The 23,748-nt window shown below is 48.0% G+C and carries 28 protein-coding genes; 20 read left to right on the top strand and 8 right to left on the bottom strand.

The features are described from left to right. Positions 1-49: 49 nt before the first annotated feature. The 5 genes from RYL88_RS02490 to hemB all read right to left on the bottom strand — a co-directional run bounded on the left by RYL88_RS02490 (position 50) and on the right by hemB (position 5,258). Positions 50-1,303: a (Fe-S)-binding protein gene (locus RYL88_RS02490; RefSeq protein ID WP_314988823.1), complete on the bottom strand. Its 1,254-nt coding sequence runs from the start codon at positions 1,301-1,303 to the stop codon at positions 50-52. Positions 1,304-1,310: 7 nt separating this feature from the next. Further along, a complete protein-coding gene (hemN, locus tag RYL88_RS02485; protein ID WP_314988822.1) occupies positions 1,311-2,672 on the bottom strand; it encodes an oxygen-independent coproporphyrinogen III oxidase in 1,362 nt (453 codons plus the stop codon). Continuing rightward, on the bottom strand, positions 2,669-3,124 hold the full coding sequence (locus tag RYL88_RS02480; protein ID WP_314988824.1) for a DUF2603 domain-containing protein: 456 nt from the start codon (positions 3,122-3,124) through the stop codon (positions 2,669-2,671). The genes hemN and RYL88_RS02480 overlap by 4 nt, the downstream gene beginning before the upstream one ends. Positions 3,125-3,173: 49 nt before the next feature. Next, the gene (gene argF / locus RYL88_RS02475; protein ID WP_314988821.1) at positions 3,174-4,094 is read right to left on the bottom strand and encodes an ornithine carbamoyltransferase; all 921 of its coding nucleotides are present in this window, start codon (positions 4,092-4,094) and stop codon (positions 3,174-3,176) included. A gap of 192 nt (positions 4,095-4,286) precedes the next feature. Further along, a complete protein-coding gene (hemB, locus tag RYL88_RS02470; protein ID WP_314988820.1) occupies positions 4,287-5,258 on the bottom strand; it encodes a porphobilinogen synthase in 972 nt (323 codons plus the stop codon). 61 nt (positions 5,259-5,319) lie between these two features. Here hemB and ribA point away from each other — a divergent pair, with 61 nt between their 5' ends. The 7 genes from ribA to RYL88_RS02435 all read left to right on the top strand — a co-directional run bounded on the left by ribA (position 5,320) and on the right by RYL88_RS02435 (position 9,239). Next, positions 5,320-5,892 (top strand): GTP cyclohydrolase II, encoded by a 573-nt coding sequence (gene ribA / locus RYL88_RS02465; RefSeq protein WP_314988819.1) that lies wholly within the window; start codon positions 5,320-5,322, stop codon positions 5,890-5,892. Continuing rightward, entirely contained in the window at positions 5,882-6,439 is a 558-nt protein-coding gene (rsmG, locus tag RYL88_RS02460) for a 16S rRNA (guanine(527)-N(7))-methyltransferase RsmG (protein ID WP_314988818.1), read from the top strand. The genes ribA and rsmG overlap by 11 nt, the downstream gene beginning before the upstream one ends. Further along, positions 6,429-6,650 (top strand): PP0621 family protein, encoded by a 222-nt coding sequence (locus RYL88_RS02455; protein ID WP_314988817.1) that lies wholly within the window; start codon positions 6,429-6,431, stop codon positions 6,648-6,650. Before rsmG ends, RYL88_RS02455 begins: the two co-directional genes overlap by 11 nt. Beyond that, entirely contained in the window at positions 6,647-7,024 is a 378-nt protein-coding gene (locus RYL88_RS02450) for a hypothetical protein (protein WP_314988816.1), read from the top strand. Before RYL88_RS02455 ends, RYL88_RS02450 begins: the two co-directional genes overlap by 4 nt. Further along, entirely contained in the window at positions 7,021-7,356 is a 336-nt protein-coding gene (locus RYL88_RS02445; RefSeq protein ID WP_314988815.1) for a hypothetical protein, read from the top strand. The genes RYL88_RS02450 and RYL88_RS02445 overlap by 4 nt, the downstream gene beginning before the upstream one ends. 23 nt (positions 7,357-7,379) lie before the next feature. After that, positions 7,380-8,255 carry a zinc metalloprotease HtpX gene (gene htpX, locus RYL88_RS02440; RefSeq protein WP_314988814.1) on the top strand — a complete coding sequence of 292 codons (876 nt, stop codon included), beginning with the start codon at positions 7,380-7,382 and terminating at the stop codon, positions 8,253-8,255. 147 nt (positions 8,256-8,402) lie between these two features. Next, positions 8,403-9,239: a TIGR01777 family oxidoreductase gene (locus RYL88_RS02435; RefSeq protein WP_314988813.1), complete on the top strand. Its 837-nt coding sequence runs from the start codon at positions 8,403-8,405 to the stop codon at positions 9,237-9,239. Positions 9,240-9,655: 416 nt separating this feature from the next. Here the strand turns inward: RYL88_RS02435 and RYL88_RS02430 are convergent, their stop codons facing one another. Genes RYL88_RS02430 through RYL88_RS02420 form a run of 3 tightly spaced genes read right to left on the bottom strand, consistent with a single transcriptional unit; the run spans position 9,656 to position 11,828 of the window. Continuing rightward, a complete protein-coding gene (locus RYL88_RS02430) occupies positions 9,656-10,657 on the bottom strand; it encodes an alanine racemase (RefSeq protein WP_314988812.1) in 1,002 nt (333 codons plus the stop codon). Next, the gene (gene cmeU, locus RYL88_RS02425) at positions 10,650-10,892 is read right to left on the bottom strand and encodes a CmeU family protein (RefSeq protein WP_314988811.1); all 243 of its coding nucleotides are present in this window, start codon (positions 10,890-10,892) and stop codon (positions 10,650-10,652) included. The genes RYL88_RS02430 and cmeU overlap by 8 nt, the downstream gene beginning before the upstream one ends. Beyond that, positions 10,893-11,828: a L,D-transpeptidase family protein gene (locus RYL88_RS02420; RefSeq protein WP_314988810.1), complete on the bottom strand. Its 936-nt coding sequence runs from the start codon at positions 11,826-11,828 to the stop codon at positions 10,893-10,895. It abuts the gene before it with no gap. Between the two features lie 131 nt (positions 11,829-11,959). Here RYL88_RS02420 and RYL88_RS02415 point away from each other — a divergent pair, with 131 nt between their 5' ends. The 13 genes from RYL88_RS02415 to RYL88_RS02355 all read left to right on the top strand — a co-directional run bounded on the left by RYL88_RS02415 (position 11,960) and on the right by RYL88_RS02355 (position 23,737). Then, entirely contained in the window at positions 11,960-12,451 is a 492-nt protein-coding gene (locus RYL88_RS02415) for a copper chaperone PCu(A)C (protein WP_314988809.1), read from the top strand. Next, complete coding sequence (locus RYL88_RS02410) at positions 12,451-12,912, top strand: hypothetical protein (protein ID WP_314904497.1); 462 nt, start codon at positions 12,451-12,453, stop codon at positions 12,910-12,912. The genes RYL88_RS02415 and RYL88_RS02410 overlap by 1 nt, the downstream gene beginning before the upstream one ends. A 29-nt stretch (positions 12,913-12,941) precedes the next feature. Further along, a complete protein-coding gene (locus RYL88_RS02405; RefSeq protein WP_314988808.1) occupies positions 12,942-13,523 on the top strand; it encodes an SCO family protein in 582 nt (193 codons plus the stop codon). A 144-nt stretch (positions 13,524-13,667) separates the two neighbouring features. Next, positions 13,668-14,879: a hypothetical protein gene (locus RYL88_RS02400; RefSeq protein WP_314988807.1), complete on the top strand. Its 1,212-nt coding sequence runs from the start codon at positions 13,668-13,670 to the stop codon at positions 14,877-14,879. Between the two features lie 23 nt (positions 14,880-14,902). Then, positions 14,903-17,497: a Sec-dependent nitrous-oxide reductase gene (gene nosZ / locus RYL88_RS02395; RefSeq protein ID WP_314988806.1), complete on the top strand. Its 2,595-nt coding sequence runs from the start codon at positions 14,903-14,905 to the stop codon at positions 17,495-17,497. Positions 17,498-17,627: 130 nt separating this feature from the next. After that, complete coding sequence (locus tag RYL88_RS02390) at positions 17,628-18,389, top strand: cytochrome C (protein WP_297966256.1); 762 nt, start codon at positions 17,628-17,630, stop codon at positions 18,387-18,389. Then, positions 18,386-19,621: a nitrous oxide reductase family maturation protein NosD gene (locus RYL88_RS02385; protein WP_314988805.1), complete on the top strand. Its 1,236-nt coding sequence runs from the start codon at positions 18,386-18,388 to the stop codon at positions 19,619-19,621. The genes RYL88_RS02390 and RYL88_RS02385 overlap by 4 nt, the downstream gene beginning before the upstream one ends. Next, entirely contained in the window at positions 19,618-20,298 is a 681-nt protein-coding gene (locus tag RYL88_RS02380) for a 4Fe-4S dicluster domain-containing protein (RefSeq protein WP_314988804.1), read from the top strand. The genes RYL88_RS02385 and RYL88_RS02380 overlap by 4 nt, the downstream gene beginning before the upstream one ends. A gap of 2 nt (positions 20,299-20,300) precedes the next feature. Further along, positions 20,301-20,873 carry a hypothetical protein gene (locus RYL88_RS02375; RefSeq protein ID WP_314988803.1) on the top strand — a complete coding sequence of 191 codons (573 nt, stop codon included), beginning with the start codon at positions 20,301-20,303 and terminating at the stop codon, positions 20,871-20,873. A 9-nt stretch (positions 20,874-20,882) separates the two neighbouring features. Beyond that, the gene (locus tag RYL88_RS02370; RefSeq protein WP_314988802.1) at positions 20,883-21,338 is read left to right on the top strand and encodes a c-type cytochrome; all 456 of its coding nucleotides are present in this window, start codon (positions 20,883-20,885) and stop codon (positions 21,336-21,338) included. A 3-nt stretch (positions 21,339-21,341) separates the two neighbouring features. Further along, positions 21,342-22,247 carry a NapH/MauN family ferredoxin-type protein gene (locus tag RYL88_RS02365; RefSeq protein ID WP_314988801.1) on the top strand — a complete coding sequence of 302 codons (906 nt, stop codon included), beginning with the start codon at positions 21,342-21,344 and terminating at the stop codon, positions 22,245-22,247. Positions 22,248-22,257: 10 nt separating this feature from the next. Further along, a complete protein-coding gene (locus RYL88_RS02360; protein WP_314988800.1) occupies positions 22,258-22,917 on the top strand; it encodes an ABC transporter ATP-binding protein in 660 nt (219 codons plus the stop codon). Next, positions 22,910-23,737 carry an ABC transporter permease subunit gene (locus RYL88_RS02355; RefSeq protein WP_314988799.1) on the top strand — a complete coding sequence of 276 codons (828 nt, stop codon included), beginning with the start codon at positions 22,910-22,912 and terminating at the stop codon, positions 23,735-23,737. Before RYL88_RS02360 ends, RYL88_RS02355 begins: the two co-directional genes overlap by 8 nt. The last annotated feature ends 11 nt before the right edge of the window (positions 23,738-23,748 follow it).

Here is a 23,748-nt window from a genome sequence, read left to right as displayed (position 1 = left end):
GGATTATATACGACAATGAATAAAATTGCGATAAATTTGGCCGAGCACCCTACCCCAGCGCCCTTGCTATGAGCTCGATAGGGTTCTCGCATTTCACGTCTGAACCGCCGATATGTAACGCATTTGAAATTTGCATTTTACAGGCGCTACACTCCGCGCTTACGATCTTTGCGCCCGTTTTTTTTATCATCTCCGATTTTCTTTGTCCGGCCGCGCGGCTTAGGTGATATTTTTCAGACTGCATCGTCACTCCGCCAAAACCGCAGCACTCGTTTGGATCGCTCATTTCTGTTATTTCGTAGTTTTGAGCGAGCAGTTTGCGAGGCTCTTTAAAGACGCCTTGCATTTTTCTAGCGTGACAAGGATCGTGATAGGTCACGGAGGCTAAATTTTTGCCTTTTTTTGCCAAAATTTCAGCCAAATTCGTAAATTTTTCAAAATACTCCGTCGCTAAAAATATCTTCTTACTCACCGCTTTTGCCCGATCTCGCCACTGCTCGTCTGCGTGGAAAAAGTGCTCGTAGTCGATCTTTATCATCGCTGAACAGGTCGCCTCGGGCACGATGATAGCGTCTAAATTTAACAAAAGCCGCTCGAAATACTCGATATTTTTCTTTGCTAACACCTCAACCGTCGCAAAATCCCCCGTGAAATACGCCGGCGCGCCGCAACAGGCCTGCTTTTTCATCAAATTTAAATTTAGCCCTAGCTCGCGCGCGATCTTAACGAGAGCCTCGCCGACGCCCGTATATGCGTAGTTTCCCATACAGCCGATAAAAACTCCGATGGTTTTATCGCTGCCGTTATCGATAAACTCGGCGTGCGAGTTTAAAAAGCTCTTTTTGCTAGCAGTGGGCAAAAGCCGCTCTTTTTTTACCATCGGCAGGCTAAACCTCGGACTCATCGCGCCTTCGCGGATCTTAAACGCGCAGCTTTGAAACACGTAGCCAAGCTTTGCCGCCAAGTCCATAACCGCGCGGTGGCGCAGTAGCCAAAAAAACGCCTTTTTGTACCACGCGATGCCAAATTTTTCCGCGATGTCGCGTCGGACGTTTTCTATCGCCGTATCCACGCGCAAGGAGTTTGGACAGACCTCGACGCAGCTAGTGCATAAAAAGCAGCTTTCAAAGATATTTTTAACGTTTTTATCAAGCTTCAGCTCGCCGCGCTCGTAGGCTCCGACAAGGTCTAAAAAGCCGCGCGGAGAGGTCGTTTCGTCGGAGTTTACGTGATGGATCGTGCAGACTTGGATGCATTTGCCGCATTTTACGCATTTATCCGAAATTTCGCTAAATTTAAACATTTTCGCGTCAAACCGTTTTAGAAAATCGGCGTAAATTTTCCGGTATTTTTTTCAGATACGCGTCAAAGCACATCGCGATATTGCGGATGATTAGCGTGCCCGTCTCGTTTACGCTGATTTTTTCTGGCGTTACGGTTACGAATTCGCTCAAATTTTCAAGCTCGACCAAATCATCTTTAAAGTACTCGAAAAATTTGATGCCAAATTTATCCTCGACAGCCTTGATATCAAGAGCGAAGTTGCTCATTAGGCTCATTATCACGGCTTTTCTTATTAGATCGTCTTCATTTAGATAAATGCCCTTGCAATACGGCAAAACGCCGCTATCTAGGGCCTTTTCGTATTCGTCCATGTCCTTGAAATTTTGAGCGTAGTATCTTTGCCCCTCGCCGATACTAGTTAGTCCGATGCCGATTAGATCGGCTCCGCCCTTGGTCGTGTAGCCTTGGAAGTTGCGATGAAGCGTGCCGTTAGCAAGCGCGCCGAAAAGCTCGTCGCCAGGCTTTGCGAAGTGATCCATACCGATCATTTTGTAGCCGTTTTTGATAAAAAACTCGGCCGTGTATTTTAAAATTTCAAGCTTGGTTTTGGGGCTAGGCAGCGTAGCTTCGTCAAATTTACGCATAGATTTTTTTATCCACGGCACGTGCGCGTAGTTAAACACCGCCAAACGGTCGGGAGACAGCGTCAGAGCCTTATCCAGCGTCGCTTTAAAACTATCTAGCGTCTGATATGGAAGGCCGTAGATCAGGTCCATATTTATCGAGTTTATGCCCTTAGCGCGTGCCATATCCACGGCGTTTTTGGTAATCTCGTAGGGCTGGATGCGGTGGATCTCTTTTTGCACGCGCTCGTCAAAGTCCTGCACGCCGTAGCTAACGCGGTTAAAGCCGTGCGAAATCAGTACGTCAAGCTGCTCGGACGTTAAAAATCTCGGGTCGATTTCGCAGCTGATTTCAGCCTCTGGCGAGAAATTTTTAAATTTAGCCTTTATCATTTTTATGATTTCATCGAGCTGTCCCGCGCTGTAAAAGGTCGGAGTACCGCCGCCAAAGTGCATTTGTAGCACCGGCGCGCTCGTGTCGAGGTTTGCGGCCAAAATTTCAAGCTCTTTTTGCAAATACTCCATATAGCGCGTTTTGCGGTCCTCTTTGCTCGTATAAATCACGTTGCAACCGCAAAAATAACAGGCGCTACGGCAAAACGGCAGGTGCAAATAAAGCGAAAGCGGGCGCGAGGCGTCGCGGTTTTTTAGCTCGGCTAGATAGTCCTCGTAGCTAAATTTATCGCTAAACTCGGGTGCGGTCGGATAGCTCGTGTAGCGCGGCCCCGGGCGCGAATACTTCACGTAAGCGTCAAAATCTATCATAGCGTTTTATTCCTCGCGTTTTTCATTAAATTCTGCATATCGACAAATAGATTGGGATGCTGCTTTTTGATATCCTTTACCAGTTTTTCCAAATTTACGTCGATGCTTTTTTTCTTTTTGCTCTTTGCGGCAATCTTGCGTATCTCGTCCATCGCCACGACCCAAACGTCCGCAAAATCTATCGGCACGTTTTGCCAGATCGTCTTTTCAAGCCTTAGCTCGAAATTTTCCTTTTGGACGTTGCGGTAGGCTTCGATGAGCTGCGAGAGCGATTTTAACGAAACCATCGTGTGCAAATTTTGATTTTCGTCAATGCCGAACCACGGCTCCACCCCATCCCACGAGCCGCTTTTTAGGCTGAGGCTCATTTGACTCGGATCGCTTGTCGGTACGATCTCAAATATCGTTTTCTCGCCCTCTTTTATCCCGAGCTCGCCCGAAATTTCGTCGATTTTTTCTTATGTTTTTTGTAGATTTTTTTCTTTCATTTACTTCCTTAACTTACCCGTTTCGCTGCCTATCCAGCCACACCATCACGCCTTTTTGCGCGTGCAGGCGGTTTTCTGCCTCGGCAAAAATCTCGTCCGCATGCGCTTCAAACACCGCCTCGCTCACCTCGTATCCGCGGTAGGCCGGCAAGCAGTGCAAAAATATCGCGCCGGGCGCGGCTAATTTTATCAAATTTTCATCCACGCAAAATCCGGCAAAGTCCTTTATGCGCTTTTCTTTTTCCGCCTCTTGCCCCATCGAGACCCAGGTATCGGTAGTAACGACGTCTGCGCCAGAAACGGCTTCTTTTGCGTCATGGGTTAGATAAATTTTAGCTCCCGAAATTTGAGCGTTTTTCATCGCTAAATTTAAGATTTCGGCGTCGGGTTCGTAGCCTGCGGGCGCCCCTATTCTTAGTTCTAAGCCAAGCTTGCTAGCTAGCATCAGCCACGAGTGGGCCATGTTGTTGCCGTCGCCCACATAAGCTACGCATTTGCCTGCGTCAAATTCCAGCATCGTGAGGTAGTCCGCCATAAGCTGCACCGGGTGAAATTTGTCGCTAAGGCCGTTTATCACGGGCACGCGGCTAAATTTGGCAAATTCCTCGAGCGTCTCGTGGCGATTTACGCGAGCCATGACGAGATCGCACATTCGCGAGATCACGCGCGCGGTGTCTTTTATCGGTTCGCCGCGCCCGATCTGGATATCACTTGAGTTTAGAAACAGCGCGTGTCCTCCAAGCTCATTCATCCCCACGTCAAAGCTTACGCGCGTTCTAGTCGAGCTTTTCTCAAATATCATCGCCAGTTTTTGATCTTTTAGATACGGTTTGAAATCTCGCGCTTTTGCCTCTTTTTTTATCTCGCGCGCCAAATTTATCATTTCTAAAATTTCGTCTTTGCCGAAGTCGTTTAGCGTCAAAAAGTGTCGCATTTTGCCCCCTTGTTCCCAAATTTGCCCACAAATTTTTAAGGCGGAGTATTGTGAGATGGATTTAAATGTTGTGCAGAAATTTTAAGTCAAGGCTAGACAAGTAGTCTGCCGCAGACTTAAAATTTCCTCTGCTCGCAGTTGCGAGTACAACGAAGCAAAAATCTCTCTCAAAAGCACTCAAAAAACGAGCCGCTATTTTCTTAGTAAAGCGGCGGCTTCTTTGGCATGATAGCTTATTATCATATCCGCCCCCGCCCTCTTAAACCCGACTAATGTCTCCATCATCACGCGCTCGTAGTCGATGACGCCCGCAATTGCTGCGGCTTTTAGCAGGGCGTATTCGCCGCTCACGTTATACGCGCAGATCGGCAGTCTCGTCGCCTCGCGCAGATCGCGGATGATATCTAGATACGCAAGGGCGGGCTTTACCATCAAGATATCGGCGCCCTGCGCCTCGTCTTCTAGGCTCTCGCTCACGGCTTCTAGGCGGTTTGCGCTATCCATCTGATAGCTTTTTCTATCGCCGAAGCTCGGCGCGCTCTCGGCTACGTCGCGAAACGGTCCATAGTATGCCGAAGCAAATTTAGTCGAATACGCCATAATCGGCAAATTTTCGTATCCGTTCATATCCAGCGCCCCGCGCAAGGTAGCGATGATGCCGTCCATCATACCGCTTGGAGCGATTATATCGGCGCCGTTTCTAGCGTGGATCAGCGCTTGTTTAGCGGAGATCTCCAGCGTAGCGTCGTTATCGACGGTCTGATGGACGTGATCTAGGATACCGCAGTGGCCGTGATCGGTGTACTCGCAAAAGCAAAGATCGGTTATCACGACGAGGTCTGCAAATTTATCCTTTATCGCTCGTAGCGCGGTCGCTATGATGCCATCATCGCTCAGGGCGTCGCTACCTACGCTATCTTTTAGGCTAGGGATTCCAAACAAAATAACCGCTTTTATGCCTAAATTTCGCACGATTTCGCACTCTTTTAAAATTTCGTCCAAACTCATCTGAAAGACGCCCGGCATCGAGCTTATCTCTTTTTTCACGCCCTTGCCTTCGACGACGAAAAGCGGATAGATAAAATCGCTCGCCGCAACGCTAGTTTCGCGCACCATCTCTCTGATCGCGGGATTTATCCTGAGTCTTCTAAAACGTTTAAACATAATTTTCCTTTTACTTCGCTACAATTTACGCTTAGTGTAACATAATAGGAGTTAAAAATTTATGAATATCGAGCTTTCAAATACGGCAAATTTACCCTCTCGCTTCGGGACGTTTGAGATACAGGCGTTTAAGGAGGGGCAGAAGGAGCATTTAGCGATATTTAAAAGACCTTTCGGCGAGGTCGTAAACGTCCGCATCCACTCCGAGTGCCTAACGGGCGATGCGATCGGTAGCCTAAAATGCGACTGCCGCGACCAGCTCGAAGCCAGCCTAAAATACATCGAAGAGCACGGCGGTATGGTGATCTATCTGCGCCAAGAGGGGCGAAATATCGGCCTGCTAAACAAAGTAAACGCGTACCATCTGCAAGACGAGGGCTTTGATACCATCGAGGCAAACCACCAGCTAGGCTTTAAGGCCGACGAGCGCACGTATGAGATCGTGGATTTTATCTTAAAGCACTTCGGCATCGAAAAGATAAATTTGCTAACCAATAATCCAAAAAAATTATCCGGGCTAAAATGCGTGCAGATCGTCTCTCGCGTGCCGATCGTCATACACGCGAACAAATTTAACGAAAACTACCTGCGCGTAAAAAAAGAGCAGATGGGGCATATGCTAGATGAAAATTGACCTGCCAAGAGACTTTGACGCGCAAACGGCGAAATTTAGCGAAATTTTAGCTAAATTTAACCGCGTGCACAGCCTAACTAACTACAAAAATTTAAACGAGCAGATCGCCGATAGCATAGCTCCGCTTGAAATTTTCCAGCAAATTGCGGACGCTAAAACGGCGATTGACATCGGCAGCGGAGCGGGCTTTCCCGCGATATTTCTCGCGATGATTTTAAGGGAGTGCGAGTGGTATCTCTTTGAACCCAGCCCGAAAAAATCGGCGTTTCTAAGCTACGTCAAGGCCGAGCTAAATTTAACCAACGTCCGCGTAAAATCTTGCAAGATCGAGGACGGCGAGCCCTTTACGGCGCAGCTGATTACCAGCCGAGCGCTAATGAAAACGAAAGATTTGCTTGGCATTTGCGGCGGCTTTTTTGACGCGCAAACTCAAATTTTACTCTACAAAGGAAGCAGCGTGCAAAGCGAGCTAGAGGGGCTCAAAGCTCAAATTTACGGGCGCGGCAACCGAAATTACGTACTTATAAAGGGCGGCGATGTTATTTAAAATTTTGGCTTTTTTGGCGGTTTTAATCGCGATTTATTTGATATTTTTTAAAACCCGGATCAAAAGAGGCGTAAAAGGCGCAAAAAAAGAGGACAAAGAGGCCGAAAATTTCGTCGAATGCAAAAAGTGCGGCACCTTTATAGAGGCAAAAGACGCCGTAATAAGCGGCGGCGGATACGTCTGCGAGGACTGCATAAAGGATAACAAATGAAACTAATCGGTCACGAGCTAGTGCCGTACGAGCCGCTGTTTTGGCGCGAGAATGCCCGGCAGATCGAAGCGGGCAAGCAAAATTTATTTAAATTTGACGCAGCCTCGATAAAGCGTGCGCAGGAACTCGGCGCCCAGTTTAGCGTCGAAGCTGAAAATCTAAACGAAGTCATCGTCGCAAACGCGGCCGGAGCGAAATTTATCATCATGCCCCGCGAGCTTGCCGGCAAAGCGGCAAAGCTAGCGCAGGACTATCTATTTGACGCTCAAATTTGCGCCTTTGTAGAAAGCGAAAACGAGCTAGCAGCGCTTAGCGAGACGGGCGCGGACGTCGCGATATTTAAAACCGCCGTAATAGGCAAGGATAAACGATGATAAAATTTCCGACGCTATATCTAAAATTTTTAGAAGATATCGATGGCGAGGAGTGCGTGGACGTTTTTAACGAAATGGGCGCGGGTGCGTATCTATACGGGCGCGCGGCTCTAGCCGAGCGAAACGAAACCTACGAAGTGGCGCTTTACGAGCCAAATTTTTATATGATAGGCCAAGACGGCGACCTTGGATTTTTTATAAAGTTAAACTCGGACGATGCGATTTATCTAAACGATCTAGGCGCGCTAGGTTCGGCTCCGATGCACCTAGCGGAGCGAGATATTTTTGCCTTTATAAAAAAGATAAAAGACGGCGGCGAGATATTTTCGTAAAATTTTACGAGCAAAGGAAACAAATGGAACTTTTTAAAACCGCATTTTTGATGACGGCGCTAATGCTGCTTTTCGTAGCCGTGGGCGGCGCGATAGGCGGCACTAGCGGCATGCTAGTAGCGTTTTTGATTGCGCTTGGGATGAATTTCTTTTCGTATTTTTTCTCGGACACCCTCGTGCTCAAGCACTACCAAGCCGTGCCGGTGGACGAAGCGCACGCGACGGGGCTTTACCAGATCGTGCGCGAGCTTTGCGCGAAGGCGAATTTGCCGATGCCAAAGATCTACATCATCCCGGAAGCCGTTCCAAACGCCTTCGCCACGGGTCGCAACCCCAGCCACGCCGCAGTGGCCGTGACCGAAGGGCTGCTAAATCTGCTAAACAAAGACGAAATCGAGGGCGTGCTAGCTCACGAGCTAAGCCACGTGCGCCACTACGACATCCTAACCGGCTCTATCGCGGCTGTATTTGCGGGCGCGATAGCGATACTGGCGAATTTCGCGCAGTTTGGCGCGGCGAATCGTCAAGGCAAGCAAAATCCTCTGATGCTAATCGCTCTAGCCGTCATCATGCCGCTAGCCGCTACGATCATACGCATGGCGATCTCGCGGGCGCGGGAGTTTGAGGCAGATAGGGGCGCCGCGATGATAACGGGCAAGCCCCAGCACCTAGCCGGCGCGCTGCGAAAGCTCGAGGACTACGCGCGCGGACGCGTGATGGCAAACGCCGACGAACAAAGCGCGCATATGTTTATCATAAATCCTTTTAGCGGCGTAAAAAGCGCTCTGGGCTCGCTATTTCGCACGCACCCGAGCACTCAAGAGCGTATCGCCGCGCTAGAAAATTTACGCTCGCAACTAGATGGCGGAAGCGGCGTGAAAGGGTATTTTAGAAAGTAAATTTGACGGGCGAATTTAAGCGCAGGTCTTGCCGTTAAATTTAAGCAAAACGGCTCGGCTTCGGGTTTTAAGTTAAAGCCTAATTTAATCCGCGCCGCGTCAAATTTGACCGCCCGCATAAAAGCAAATTTATCAAAAAGGCAAAATATGAAAATAGCCGTAAACGGCACGAGCGGATTTATCGGCGGCGAGCTCTGCCGCTTTTTTAGAGCCGAAGGTCACGAGGTCGTAGCTATACCGCGAGCCGCTTATGCCGACAAAGACGCGCTCAAAAACCTCGTCAAAGGCTGCGACGCGGTTATAAATTTAGCCGGCGTCTCCATCGCCGCAAGGTGGAGCGAGGCCTATAAAAAGCGCCTTCGCGCAAGCAGGATAGAGACTACGCGCACGCTGGTTTGCGCTATAAACGAGCTAGAAAATTCGCCCTTTTTCATCAGCGCTTCAGCCGTCGGGATATATGAAAACGGGCTTAGCCACGACGAAAGCTCGGTCAAATTTGACCGCGGATTTTTGGGCGAGCTAGCATGCGAGTGGGAGAGCGAGGCCTCTAAAGCGCGGACGCAAACGGCGATATTTCGCCTAGGCGTGGTGCTGGGACGAGGCGGCGCACTAGCTAAGATGCTGCCCGCATTTAGGCTCGGTCTTGGCGGCAAGATCGGTAGCGGCGAGCAGGCGTTTTGCTGGATTCACACAACGGATTTGCTGGAAGCGTTTAAATTTGTCTTACAAAACCGTCAAAGCGGCGTTTTTAATCTCGTTTCGCCGACTCCTAGCACAAACGGCGAATTTACTCAAATTTTAGGCGAGGTTTTGGGGCGACCGACGTTTTTTAAAGTGCCTAAATTTGCGCTAAATTTGATGCTGGGCGAGGGATCAAGCGTACTGCTTGAAGGAGCGAAAGTCTATCCGCAAGCCTTGATAAAAAGCGGATTTAGCTTTAAATTTGGCGATCTAAAAACGGCGCTTGGGGATATTTTGAAGTAAATTTAAATAATTTTGCCTGCTTAGCCGAATACTCCTCTTCGGTCTTTGCAAAATGCGGCTCGCGCTAACCCAGCGTAAATTTGACACCGCTACAAAAATTTAGCCGCGGCTAGAATCTCGTCCGTTTTTATCGCAAATCCGAATTAAAAACGCAGGCATAGAGACATAAGGGCAGATGCGATAACGCCCCAAAACATAAAATACTTTGCCCGCTGATATGGCGGGCTATAAATCGACAAGCAAAATTTAGCAAACCTGACGCTTAGGCAAAATTCTGCGTAAATTTGAATCAGACGGCAAATTTGCACTTTTGAAGATAGCAAACTAAGCCCATAAATTTGAAAAGCTAGCTTTTGACGCTAGTTCTGCGCGCAGAGTTTGCTACCTGGCGCGCTCAAGCGGACTTACGAGAAGTTTTACTCAAACCGCCTCGAGATGCTAGGCGAGAGCTTGGTCAAGACGTCATAACTGATCGTGCCGAAAAAATCCGCCCATACGCTAGCGTCGTCAAATACGCAAATTTTATCGCCCGCATCTTCGCAGCAAAAGCTATCCATTGACATTTTGCCCAGCAACCGCTGTCCGCCGGCAGTCTTTAGCTCGCCCTCGCCCGCGTAGCGCAGCAATCCGTCGCCGTAGCCTAGGTCGTAAACGGCGATTTGCATATCCTCGCTCGCGCAAAATTTAGCGCCGTAGCCCGCACATTGTCCTTTTTTTAGCACCCTGCCGCTAACCTTATGCGCCCAGAGCGACGCCACGCGCTTTAGTCCCAAGCTCTCGTCAAACTGCGCGTATCCGTAGGCTGCGATACCCACGCGCACGCACTCGTCCGCTAGCTCGCCGAAACGCTCGGTCGCAGCGGAGTTATGCGAGTGAAAGACCAAACCCTCGCCGCAAATTTCGCGCGCTACGGCTTTTGCCGCGGCGAAATTTTGCCTCTGCACGAAATAATCGCTACTAAGCTCTTCGGCGCTTCTAAAATGCGTAAATGCGCCGCAAATTTGCAGTCCGTACGCCAAAGCCGCCTCGCACGCCGCACGCACTTCGCCCACCCCCACGCCGTTTCGGTGCATGAGCGTATCGACGGCGATATGCACGCGCGCGCCTTTTTTAAATTTAGAAATCAGCGAAACGTCGTTTACCGCATAGATAAACCGCCTACTCTCACCGCCGTGCGGAATGTGCGAAAGGATGAGAATATGCTCGAAAAAGGGCTCTAGCTCGCGCGCCTCGGCCTCGTTTTTGACCGCGCAAAATTTAATACCGTAGCTCGCCGCCTCTCGCCCCACAAGCGCCGCTCCATGCCCGTAGGCATTGTCTTTTAGCACCAAAATCACTCGATCTTTGCCGCCGGCTTTGGCGCAAATTTTGGTTAGATTATGTATGTAGGCGGATCTGTTTAAAACGAGCTCAGACATTGAAATTTACGCCAAACGCCTCGTAAACGTTAGGAAGCAGCTTTCTGATATTATAATCATAAGCGTAAAATTTAGCGTAAAGCGCCTTTAGATCTGCCTCTTCAACTGCCGCAAAATCAAACACGTCCGTGCCCGCAACCTTTGGCACCTGGCGGTCTAGCTCAGCGAAAAACTCGCCCCTCGCCTTTAAAATTTCCTCGATTTGAGCCTTTACTATTTCGCTTTTTTCTTGCATTTACTTCTCCGTTAAGATTTTAAATTTATCTTTATCTAGCCGCACATAGAGCTCTTTTTGCCCCTTAAATTCGTGACTGGGCGCAATATAATCCTCATCAAAAACCACTCTAAAAAGATTTTGTCCTTTGACGTTCGGATACGGCGTCACGCTAAAATTTGAAGCTTTTATGCTCTTTTTTTCTTTTAGCGCGAAAATTCTTTTTTTATTTTCAGCAAATTTAGCCCTCGTTAGCGCGTTTTTGCCCTCTATTTTTACAAATTCGTCCGCATAAAAGCCGAGGTAAATTTTAGTTTCGTTATCTCGCCACGCCTGCAACCACTCGTGCAGATGCGCCAGCACGCGCGCGACGTCATCTTTGCTAGCGTCCACCTTCTGACTTTCGCTGATTATCACGACGCCCCCGCTGCCGATCAGTTGGCCGAATTTCACCAGCGCATCGTTGTTAAACGCCACGCAGCCGCGCGTTTTTACTTCATCCTCGCGCTTGCCTTTCATCGGCAGACCGTGTATCCAGATGCCTCCGCCCGTTTTTTGTGCGGCCTTATCGTGTGCGTTCGGGTACGATAACGACATCGCAAGCGGTCCGTAAAAGGGATCTGGCGGCGTAAATTTATCCGTTACGTCGTAAACTCCGACCGGCGTTTTTAGGTCGCCTTCTTTAAATTTATCCCCGCTTTTGCCAGTTATCACGCTTTGCGAAAAAATTTGCTCCAGCGCGCCACCTGCGTACTCGAAGCTTTGCAGGGTTTTTTGCGCTTTATTTATGACGATGATTTTGGTCTTAGCCTCGTAGTAGCCGTATCTGACGTCGGCTGCGCCTAGCTTTTCCAGCCAGTATTTAGCGCCCGTCAAATTCGCGTCCGCTAGAGACTTGGCGGCTAAAATTTGAGAAAAAAAGATAGAAAAAATCAGTAAGCCGAGTAGTTTTTTCAAAATTTTCCTAACGTTGCGTAATTTCGTAATAAAGGTCGCAATTATATTACATTTTCTCTTAATTTTAAAAAAAACGCTCGTTTTTGTGTTACAATATCCGCTATCAAAATCTAATTAACAAGGATGCAAAAATGAAAAGCAAATTTTTAGCTTTATCGCTGTTAGTCGCCTCTTTGGGCTTTGCAAACGCCGCAGATATCGAGATCTCAGATATCTACGCTAAAGCCACTCCTCCGGGCGCTAAAAATACGGCTCTGTTTTTTAACGTCAAAAACAACACCGATAAACCGGTAAAACTAATCGGCGCTAGCTCTCCCGCAGCCGCTACGGGCGAGATACACACGCATAAAGACGTAGACGGCATGAAAAAAATGGTGCAGATAGAAAACATCGAAGTGCCTGCGATGGGCGAGGCGAATTTAAAACCAGGCGGTTTGCACGTGATGCTGATGAATGTAAAAACCCCGATCAAAGAGGGCGACAAACTAGACGCTACGCTAGAGTTTGATAACGGACAAAAACTCGAAGTAAAAGACATCGTCGCAAAAGCGGTCGTTAAAAAAGACGGCGAGCACGGACACGATCACGGCGCGCACGATCACGGCGGACATCATAAGCATTAATGAAAAAATTTCTCATCGTTTTGGTTGCGCTAGTCGGGGTTTTTGCGACCTCGGCGTACCTGTTTTTTAAACCGCAAGCGCAAGAGGACTTTTTGAGCGCAGAGGACGTGGGGGCAAATTTAACCCCGCTTCCTTGCGATATGAACGCTGAGCACTCCTGCGGCGTAGAGTTTCGCGGTAAGACGGTTAAATTTAGCCTCTCGCCAAAGCCAGTTTACACGATGCAGCCGACAATCGTGCGCATCGAGGGGCTAGAAGGGTTTAAAGACCCGAGCCTTGAGATCCACGGCGTAAACATGGATATGGGCGTCATCAAGGCCGAAGTCGAAAAGCGCGATAACGCCTACGTCTCAAACGTCGTGCTAAGCGCGTGCCTGATAAACATCATGAGATACCGTTTCGAGGTGCTGGAAAACGGCAAAAGAAGCGGGCTTTATATAGACTTCGACTTGCATCAATAGACGCAAATTTTACTTAAAAAGGGCGGATGATGAAAAAGCTTATTATCGCAGTTATACTGATTTTAACGGTTCTTGGCGCAGGCTATCTCGCACTCTACTCAAACAAATACGCCCCTAACGGCCAAAGCGCAAACGTCGCCGAGGGTCAAAAAAATTATGATTTTACCGGTAAGGGCGCAAACGGCGCGGTGAGTCTAAAGAGCTTTGATGGTAAAAATAAGATCATATACTTTGGCTACACCTCGTGTCCGGACGTCTGCCCCGCGACTTTAGGTATCTTAAGCGGCGTGTTAAATGAGCTTAAAAGAGACGATATCGTCGTGATTTTCGTCACTCTCGACCCGGAGCGCGACGAGCCAAAAAACGTGGATGAATACGCAAAATACTTCTATCCGGACTCATACGGCGTCGTAGTAAACGACCTACCGGGGATTGCCAAAAACTACGGCGTAAAATACCAAAAAGTTCTGCTGGAAAAGTCTGCTATGGAGTACTCCGTCGCACACAGCTCCTCACTCTACGTACTAGACAAAAACGGCAAATTCGTAACCGAAATATCAAATTTAACCCCGCAAAATATCAAAAAAACGTTGGAAAATTTAGAGAAATAACGGCTAGCTATTTTATAAAGTCCGTGTTACGTTATAACGCAGATTCATTTTTATATATCAAATTATTACGAAAGTTGATTTAAGTCAATATTTTTTTAAGCTCGCCCGCTGTATAGTTTCATCAAATTTTAAAGAAGGAACGATTTGAGCCCACGCACGCTAGCAAGCGTTTTTTATCTACTGTTTTTAGTCGTGGCAAGCTACGGTTTTGAGCCTAGCACCGACGTAAAAAGCTATGCCTTTAGCGAACTTAACGGCGGAAAAATAGCCCTATACGACGCGGCAAATGAGCTAAAAATCATCGATGCGGCAAATCTACGACCAAGCGCGCAAACAACCTTGACCGAAGACGAGATAACCTCGCTTGCTTTTGACGCGGGCGAGCTATACGCCGGGCTTTCTAGCGGAATAATCGTTAAATTTAGCAAGGATTTAAACTCCAGGGAAGTGGCGCTGGACGTCTCAAGTCTCGGTCTTGATGTGCGCATAACGCATCTAAGCATATCAGGCGGTAAAATTTACGCCGTGGCGGGAGAAAATATCTTTCTCGTATACGACCCGTCCGCCAAAAAGCTCTCCGCCGCGCGCCTTAGCGGCGTATACCGCGTATCAACCTGCAAAATCATAAACAGCGCCGCCGTAATAACCGGCTGGGATAGGTCGGTTTTTAGGTTAAATTTGACCTCGATGGAGGTAAAAAATCAAGGCAAACTAAATGCGGTGGCCTTAAGCGCGGCGCAGGCGGGCCAAGATATGCTTTGGGGTCTAGCTAGCGGAGAGATAGCGAGCGTAAAATTTAAAGCCGAGGAAAATTTAGCCCCTAGCGAGCGTACAGACCCAAAAACGGCGCAAACAAGCACGGTAAATTCGCTAAGCAAACAGTCGTTAAACGCGGCTAAAGACAAAGCCTCTCAGGACGGCTTTAAAGCAAATGCGGCGGATAAAACGGACGTAAATTTAAGTCAAAACGCGGTTTTGCCGCAAGCCCACGGCGATAAACTCGAGGCGAATTTAGCAGATAAAACTGCAAAAAACGAAGCGGACGTAAATTTGTCGCGCAAAAAAACGAGCGTAAATTTTTTAGATACGAAACCCTCGGCAGATACGCGCGAGATCGTCCCAAAAAGCCTAAACGCAAAAATTTATAAAATCTCGAATCTACGGATAAAAAGCCTGCTATCCGTGCGGGATAAAATTTATATCGGCCTTGATAACGGCGAGATTTGGCGCGCGAACGCAAATTTTACGGACATAGAGCAGCTCGGGAAAAATTCAGATGCGATAATAAGCGTTTTTAATAATAATGAGGATATAATAACCGTAAGCATAAACGGCGAAATTAAAATTTATAAATAAAATCTTAAGAAAGGAGATTTTTAATGAACAAAATTTTTAGTTCAGGCATCGTTGCGGCGGCGTGTATGGCGTTTGCAGTTAGCAGCGCGTGCGCGGCAGATAGCGACCTGCAAGCTATTATGAAAGCGCGCGGGCTAACGGAAAAAGACGTCCTAGCGGCTGCTAAAACGTATCAGCCAAGCGGCAAGAAGGATGATTATATCGTCTTTTCCTCGGGAGGCCAAAGCGGACAGGTGATGGTTTATGGCGTACCTTCGATGAGGATTTACAAATTTATCGGCGTCTTTACGCCCGAGCCTTGGCAGGGATACGGCTTTGATGAGGAGTCTAAGGCCATCCTAAAAAGCGGCGCGATTAGGGGCAAGGAACTTTCGTGGGGCGATACTCACCACCCTGCTCTAACCGAGAAAAACGGCGAATACGTCGGCGATTATCTTTTCATCAACGACAAGGCCAACCCTCGCATCGCGGTTATAAATTTGCACGATTTTGAAACTACGCAAATCGTCGTTAATCCGATCGTAAAAAGCGAACACGGCGGCAGCTTCATCACTCCAAATAGCGAATACGTCATCGAAGCGGCGCAGTACGCGGCTCCGCTAGATAACGGCTACCACTCTATAGACGAGTACGAAAGCGCATACCGCGGCGCGGTAACGTTTTGGAAATTCGACTATCCAAAAGGCAGGATAGACGAGAAAGCTTCATTCTCGCTTGAGCTTCCTCCGTATTGGCAAGATCTAAGCGACGCCGGTAAGGGCGAGAGCTTTGGCTGGGCGTTTTCTAACTCCATAAACTCAGAGATGTATACCGGAGGTATCGAAAAGGGCTTGCCTCCGTTTGAAGCGGGCGCTAGCAGAAACGATACTGACTATTTGCACGTTTATAACTGGCAAATTTTAGAAAAACTAGCTCAAGACAAGAAAAACTACAGAGAGATAAACGGCCACAGAGTAGTTACGATAGAGGCTGCCGTTAAAGCCGGTGCGCTATTTTTGATCCCCGAGCCAAAGAGCCCGCACGGCGTAGACGTTAGCCCGGACGGCCGATATATCGTTATCGGCGGTAAGCTAGATACGCACGCTACGGTTTTTGACTTTAGAAAGATCAAAAATTTAATCGATAAAAAAGAATTTGCCGGCACCGACTCTTACGGCATACCGATTCTTGATTTGCAAAAGACCCTACACGGACAAGTAGAACTCGGCCTTGGACCTCTACACACGGCGTTTGACGCGCAAGACGGCGTACTTTATACCTCGCTTTACGTCGATAGCCAGATCGTAAAATGGGACTATAAAAATTTAAAAGTCCTAGATAGAATCAACGTCCACTATAACATCGGACACCTAGACGCGATGGAGGGAAAATCAGCCAAACCTAAGGGCAAATACGTAATCGCTCTTGACAAGCTATCAATCGACCGCTTTAACCCGGTAGGCCCTCTTCACCCGCAAAACCACCAGCTAATCGACACTACGGGCGCAAAGATGGAGCTTTTATACGATATGCCGATACCTCTTGGCGAGCCTCACGACGTTATATCTATCGAGGCTAGCAAGCTAAAACCGGCTACCACCTACGCCATGGGAACAAACTCTCGCACCGGTAAAGAAAGTCCGTTCGCAACTCTTGCCGGACAAGAAAGAGTCGAGCGCAACGGCAAAAACGTAACCGTCTACGCTACGATGATCAGAAGCCACATCAACCCTGAGCATATCGAGGTAAATAAAGGCGACAACGTAACTATCCACCTAACAAACCTAGAGCGCGCACAGGACGAGACTCACGGCTTTACGGTCGATCTTTACAACATCCACGCCTCTTTAGAGCCGGGTAAAACCGCAACCGTAAATTTCGTAGCCGACGAAGAGGGCGTATTCCCTTACTACTGCACCGAATTTTGCTCTGCATTGCACCTTGAGATGATGGGCTATTTGCTAGTTAAAGATCCGAATAAAAAATACGAATCGGCAAAAGCAAATAGGCTAAAAACCCTAAGTCCCGAAGCCCTAAAAGCCGAATACGATAAAGTAATCGCTACAAATAAAGCTACCGACGAAGTTATCCAAAGCGTCGTAGCCTACCTAAAAGAAAAGCATTACGAAAAATATCCTAAGGTAAAAGAGCTAGTTACCGACGCGCTGGATCAATACGGCAAAATCCCCGAGGCTAAAGCAAAAGCCGACGAAGCCTATAAAAAAGGCGACGTAAACGGCGCGATACTTTGGGAGTACCAAGTGTGGCAGTATATGGTTAAAACCGCAGACGTCGGTCTAAGAGCTAAAAACAATCTCGCCAAAGAGATCGCTACGCCTATGAGTCCGGCTGCGGCTAAAGGCGAGGCCGCATATCTAAAAGGCGGTTGCAACGCTTGCCACGTCATCGGCCAGGTTAGCTCGGGCCCGGATCTAACGGGCGTTCTTTTACGTCACGAAAACGGCGAGAAATGGGTATTTGACTTCGTCAAAGATCCGTCTAAATTTTACGGCGACGAGTATATCAAGTCTATGATCGATTACTTTAACCTAAGAATGCCTAACCAGCACATGAGCGATCAAGAGGTCAAAGATATCATCGAATACCTAAAATGGATCGACGAAAACGTTGGAATGTAATCTAAATTTGAGCTTAGCGGCTCAAATTTAACCGCTAAATTTAAGGCTCGGAGCGCTTAATCCGAGCCTTTTTCGTTAAATTTAAAAAGCCTTTCGCGAAAAATTTTTTAAATTTAATAAAGGAGAAACGATGAAGAAGTATCAAATTTACACTATTATCGCGTTAGTTTTGATGACCGTTTGTTTTACGATTCCGGTCCTTGGATGGTTCGGCGCGAAGGCCAAAATTGCCGCCGGCGAGCCGATTGCAGGATATTCGTATAAAATTTACGACCTTTACACCTCGTTTCAGTACAAAAATCACTTGATGCCAGACGACGTAAAAGCCAGCCTACAAAAAGCGATCGAGCAAAAAGCCGAGATCGGCACGCCGTCTTTTCCTATCTGGTACGTCGCGCTTGAAGCGCCAAACTACCCAAAAGACGCCTTTCCGGACGGCATTCCCGTTTATTTCCACGTTGACGGATACGGCGGCGACGTACACGAGATGAACACCATAAACCACTATATCGGCATGTATCCGATGGAGCACGGCGGCAACGTCGAGCGCGCGATTGCGCCTTATTATCTGCTTATTTCCACGCTTTGCATGCTAGCCTTTTTGTACTACGACGGCAAATTTAACTCCCTACTCATGGTGCTTCCCGCTATCGCTCCGCTACTTTTTATGGGCGCGTTTGCGGGCTGGCTTTATTGGTACGGGCACAATATGCAAGAGTGGGGCGCGTTTAAGATAAAACCGTTTATGCCGACCGTACTTGGCGACGGCAAGGTCGCGCAGTTTACGACGCACTCGTATCCTAGCATAGGATTTTGGGTGATGATAGCTATGAGCGCGCTTTGCATCCTAGCCGTATTTTCTAAGAAAAAAGAGCTCAAAGAAGCCAAATGAAATTTAAGCTTTTGCTCTTTTGCGCGCTAAATTTGACGGTCTTCGCCGGTCCGCTACAAGACGCTATAAACGCTGCCGAACCGGGCGACATCTTGCGCCTAAACGACGGACTTTACGAGGGAAATATAATCGTCGATAAACCGCTAACGATAATAGGCAAAGGCGAGAACGCCGTGATACGAGGCGACCGCAAATCAAGCGTGATAAAAGTAACGGCAAAAAACGTAAAGCTTATAAATTTAAACATCGAGGGCAGCGGCACGAGCCAGATGAACCTAGATGCGGGCATAAGCTGCGCAAAGGGCAATAATATTTTAGTCGAGAAAAGCCGCTTTAAAGACGTGCTTTTTGGTATCGAGCTATCAGAATGCAACCAAGCCGTGATAAGAGATAACAACATCACCTCAAAAGAGGGCTTTGACGTGCCCAGACGCGGAGACGCCGTACGCGCGTGGTATTCGCACGAAAATTTGATCGAGCGAAACTACGTCTATAGCAGCCGCGACATCGTGGCGTGGTTTTCTAGCAACAACATAATCCGCAAAAACTACGGACAAAACAACCGCTACGCCGTGCATACGATGTACTCGGCGGGCAACCTCATCGAGGATAACGAATTTAGCGGCGGCGCGGTAGGGATGTATTTTATGTTTTCTACAAATTCTCTCGTGCGCCGAAACGTGATAATCAACTCAAACGGAGCCTTTGGCGTGGGTATCGCGCTAAAAGATACATCGGGCTTTACCGTGAGCGAAAATACCTTTTTGTATAACTCGCGCGGCATCTACTCCGACCGCTCGCCGCTAAATCCGGGCACCGTAAACACCATAGAAAACAATCAAATTTTATACAACGTCATCGGGCTGCAAATGCACGCGACGCAGGAAAAAAGCGTGTTTAAGGGCAACGATTTTATTGGCAATATGGAAACGGCTATCAACGACACTCCTGGCTCAAAGATCGAGCTAAACGAGTGGAGCGGTAATTATTTCGACGAATACGAAGGCCTAGACGTCGATAGAGACGGTATCGGCGACACGCCCTACTCGCACTTTATTTACGCCGACAAGCTTTGGCAGTATTATCCGGCTTTGCGCTTTTTCTACGGTTCGACCGTGATTAGCGGGCTAAATTTCCTAGCTAAACTAGCGCCTTTTTCCGAGCCGCTTAAGCTTTTAGAGGACGACTCTCCTAAAATGCGCCCCAATAACGCCCAAAAGGTCGCGCTATGAATAGACGAAATTTTATCGCCCTAACGGCAGGCGCGGCGGCCGCAGGCTACGGCATCGGATATTTTTTACCCAAAACGCGCGCGGACGAGCTTTTTTTACGGCCTCCGGGAGCTGTTAAGGATTTTGAGTCGCTTTGCATAAAATGCGGCCAGTGCGTGCAGGTCTGCCCGTATCACAGCATCGGGCTACTAGACATCGCGCAGGGCTACTCAAACGGCACGTCCTACATAAACGCGCACGAGCGAGGCTGCTATCTGTGCGACCTTTTTCCTTGCGTTTTAGCCTGTCCCAGTGGCGCGCTGGATCACGCCACGACGCAGATTAGCGACGTAAAGATGGGCGTTGGCGTGCTAAGGGAGCATGAAGTCTGTCTTGCTTATAAAAACGAAAACGTAAATTTAAGCGGCGTTACGAGAATGCTCGAGCGTAAAATTTACAACGACCGCGAGCAAGCCGTAAAAGACGCCGTCCAAAATAGCATAGATAAACCCTGCGATCTGTGCGTTAGCCTCTGCCCGGTCGGAGACGCCGCCATAACGATGGCTAAAAGCGACGGGCGAAATTTGCCCGAATTTAAACGTGGCTGCGTCGGATGCGGAGCGTGCGCCGAGGTTTGCCCCGTACAAATCATCGACATAGCGCCAAACCGCAGCTATGACGAAATTTACAAAGGATAAAAATGAAAAATAAAATTTTAGGCTGTCTTGTCGCTCTCGCTGCCGCCGCGCTAATAACTGGCTGCGAGAGTAAGGATGATAAAAAAAGCGCGACGCAAGCGGCAAAAACGCAAGCGACGCCCGCCGCCGCAGGCGCGATAGAGACGCAAAAGGCAGACGCTAACGCGACCGCGCAAAAAGACTACGATCAGTTTATGAGTTACGATATAAACGGCAAAAAGAGAGTCAAATTCGGCTTAGACGACGAGGAGAGCGAGACTAGCCGCTCAGTCGGCGCGCTAGCGATGGTGCGAAACCCGCTGCAAAGCATAAATTTAAAACTCGTAAAAGGGCGCCTTAGCAAGGACTTTATCGTAAAATGCTCCGCCTGCCACGACGACTACGCCAACGGCATCATCGGTCCGTCGCTGCTAAATAAAACCTCGGATCAAATTTACGACATGATCTTTGCGTATAAAAACAAGCAAAAGGCAAATCCGCTGATGAAAGATCTAGTCCAAACCCTAGACGAGGCGCAAGTCCGCGCTCTAGCAAACGAAATCAGCGAATTTAACGAGCAGTTTAGAAAAAAATAGGAGGCTAAAATGGGAAAGAAAATAGCGATAATCTTTGGAGCTTTGGTCTTGGTTCTTATGATTTTTATGCTGACTAGCCAGCCCTCAGCACCCATAAAAGACGCCAGCAGACCCGAAATAAAACCTCAAGACTTCGCCCCTAAGCAAGAGCGAAACGAGGAGCTAAATCTGCAAGACGCCGAAGAAATAAAAAAGATAAAACAGCTACAAAACAGCGTCGCAAATCAGCCTAACGAGGGCGTTAGCAAACGATACCTAACATCCTGCGCACCTTGCCACGGAGCAAACGGCAAGGGCGTGATGGCGCCTAAAATCTCAGGCAAAAGCAAGGACGAAATTTTAGCTAGGCTAAAAGACTACAAAGAAAATAAAGTACCAAACAGCCTAATGAAGGGACTTTTAAACAACGTAACGGACGAGGATCTAGGCGCATTAGCTGATGAAATTTCAAAATTTAAAGAGTAGCGGATGAATAAATATAGCACGCGCTGCACGGTCTCAAAGGTCGATTTTTTCGATACGCTGACGATAAAAAACGGCGAGGGCAAAAAAAGCCTCAGCTGGCGAGGACGCCGCCTCATCGTAATCGCGCTAGTGCATATTTTGTTCGTGCTTTCTTACCGCGCGGATATTCAAATTTTAGAAGGCGACATCAGCGGATCAAGGATTTTGGGCTTTCATTTGACCGACGCTTTTATGAGCTTTCAGGTATTTGCCGCGACGCACGAGTTTCCGATAAATCTCATCATCGGCACGGCTACGATTTTACTTTTTTACGCGCTTGTGGGCGGGCGGGCATTTTGCGGCTGGGTGTGTCCCTACACTTTTCTAGGCGAGATCGGCGAGAAAATACACGAAAATTTAGCCGCCAAAAAGATAATCAAACGCCGCGAGTTCGACCCCAAATGGCGCTACGTCTTTACCGCGCTTTTTATCGCGATGAGTTTTGCCAGCTCGCAGCTCGTGTTTGAGATATTTAGCGTGACGGGTATAGTGTCTAGGTTTGTTATTTACGGCTATTTTCACGCGATTTGGTTTGCTCTTTTCGTACTTTTAGTCGAAATTCTCTACTCCCGCAGAGGCTGGTGCCGCTACGTCTGCCCTATCGGCGCGACGTACTCGCTGCTAACGCGCACCAACGCCGTTAAAGTTAGCTGGAACAAAGATCGCTGCGACCACTGTTTAGTCTGCATAGATACCTGCCTCGTGCCGCACGTGCTTGAAATAACGAAGAAAAACGCTAAACTAGACGGCGACGAAAACAAAAAAGAATTTCGTCTCGTGGGCGGCGACTGCACGCTTTGCGGACGCTGTATCGACGTGTGTCACCACGACGCGCTGAAATTCGACAACGGCTTTAAAAAGCTCATCTAAAAGGATAAATTTGATAATCTTAAAAGACATCACCAAGGCTTTTGGCTCACAAAAGATACTGCAAAATGTAAATTTGAGCATAGAAAAGGGGCAAAAAACGGTCGTACTCGGACAAAACGGCGCGGGCAAAAGCTCGCTGATGCGCATAATCCTGGGCGAATTTAAGCCAAACAGCGGCGAAGTGCGAGTAAACGGCTTTGATCCCTTTACCGCGCGCAAAGAAGCCCTTAGCGTGATATCTTTCGTCCCGCAAACGCCACCGCCGCTTAAATTTAACCTAAAAGAGCTTTGCGAGTTTGTCTGCAAAAGCTCGAACGTCGCCCAGAAAAACATAGAAAAATTTTGCGAGAAAATGGAGCTTGATCTAAAAGGGAATTTTCATAAGCCCTTTTACAAACTATCAGGCGGTATGAAGCAAAAAATGCTAATCGCAATCGCCTTTGCCAAAGATACCGAGGCCATGATGTTTGACGAGCCGACGGCAAATTTAGACCCGAAAGCCAGGCGAAATTTTATGGACTTGTTAGGCGAGTTCGCGCGCGAAAAGACGCTGGTTTTCATCTCGCACAGGCTTGATGAGGTGCAGGGTATATCAAACCGCTACGTCGAGATGGATCTGGGGCAGATCATAAAAGACGAGCTAATCTCTCAAGGAGGCGCTCATGCGTAACTTGCTACTCATCGCCAAACTAGACGTCGCCGAGTCGCTACGCTCGCGCTGGTTCCTCATTTATATGCTAGTTTTTATGGGGCTTATCGTTACTTTTATCTTTAGCGGCGTGACGGATTCGCGGGTGCTGGGTTTTAGCGGGCTTACGCGGCTTTTGCTGCTTTTTATCCAAATTTGTATCGTTATCGTGCCCATTTTTATCCTCATCTCAACCGTGCGCAGCATCAGCGCCGACCGCGATACGAATTTGCTTGAGTATATGCTTAGCTTTCCGGTTAGCCTAGGCGAATACTATTTCGGCAAGGCTTTGGGGCGTATTTTCGTTATTTTCGTGCCGCTTTTGCTCTCTTTCGTTTTAGCAGTAGTCGCGGGTCTAGTTAAAAAAATCGAAATCCCGTGGGATATCCTAACCCTCTACACTGCCCTACTTTTCGCGCTTAGCTTCGTATTTTTGTCGTTTGGATTTCTCATCTCGTCGATGATCAAAAATCAAGAAATGGGTCAAGGCGTCGCGTTTTTACTCTGGCTTATCTTGTTAGCATTTTTAGATCTCGCGCTGATGGGCTTTTTGATGAAAAGTAACGTGCGCGAGGATATCATCTTTTTTATCGCGCTCATTAACCCGATCGAGGTCTTTAGGATCGCGGCGATTAGCCTATTTGATCCGAATTTAGCCGTTATCGGCGTTGCGTCGAATTTCGTATTAAACAACTTTAGCGTATTTGGCTTCGTGCTTTACTCGATTTTTTATCCGCTGATTTTAGGCGCGATTATGCTTGTTAGCGGATATTTTATCTTTAGCAGCAGGGATTTGGTGTAAATTTAGCTATT

Origin of the sequence: uncultured Campylobacter sp., from assembly GCF_963517995.1 — a bacterium.
Lineage (GTDB): Bacteria > Campylobacterota > Campylobacteria > Campylobacterales > Campylobacteraceae > Campylobacter_A.
The sequence above is the reverse complement of the archived record's forward strand: the minus strand, read 5'-3'. Positions and strand labels throughout refer to the sequence as shown.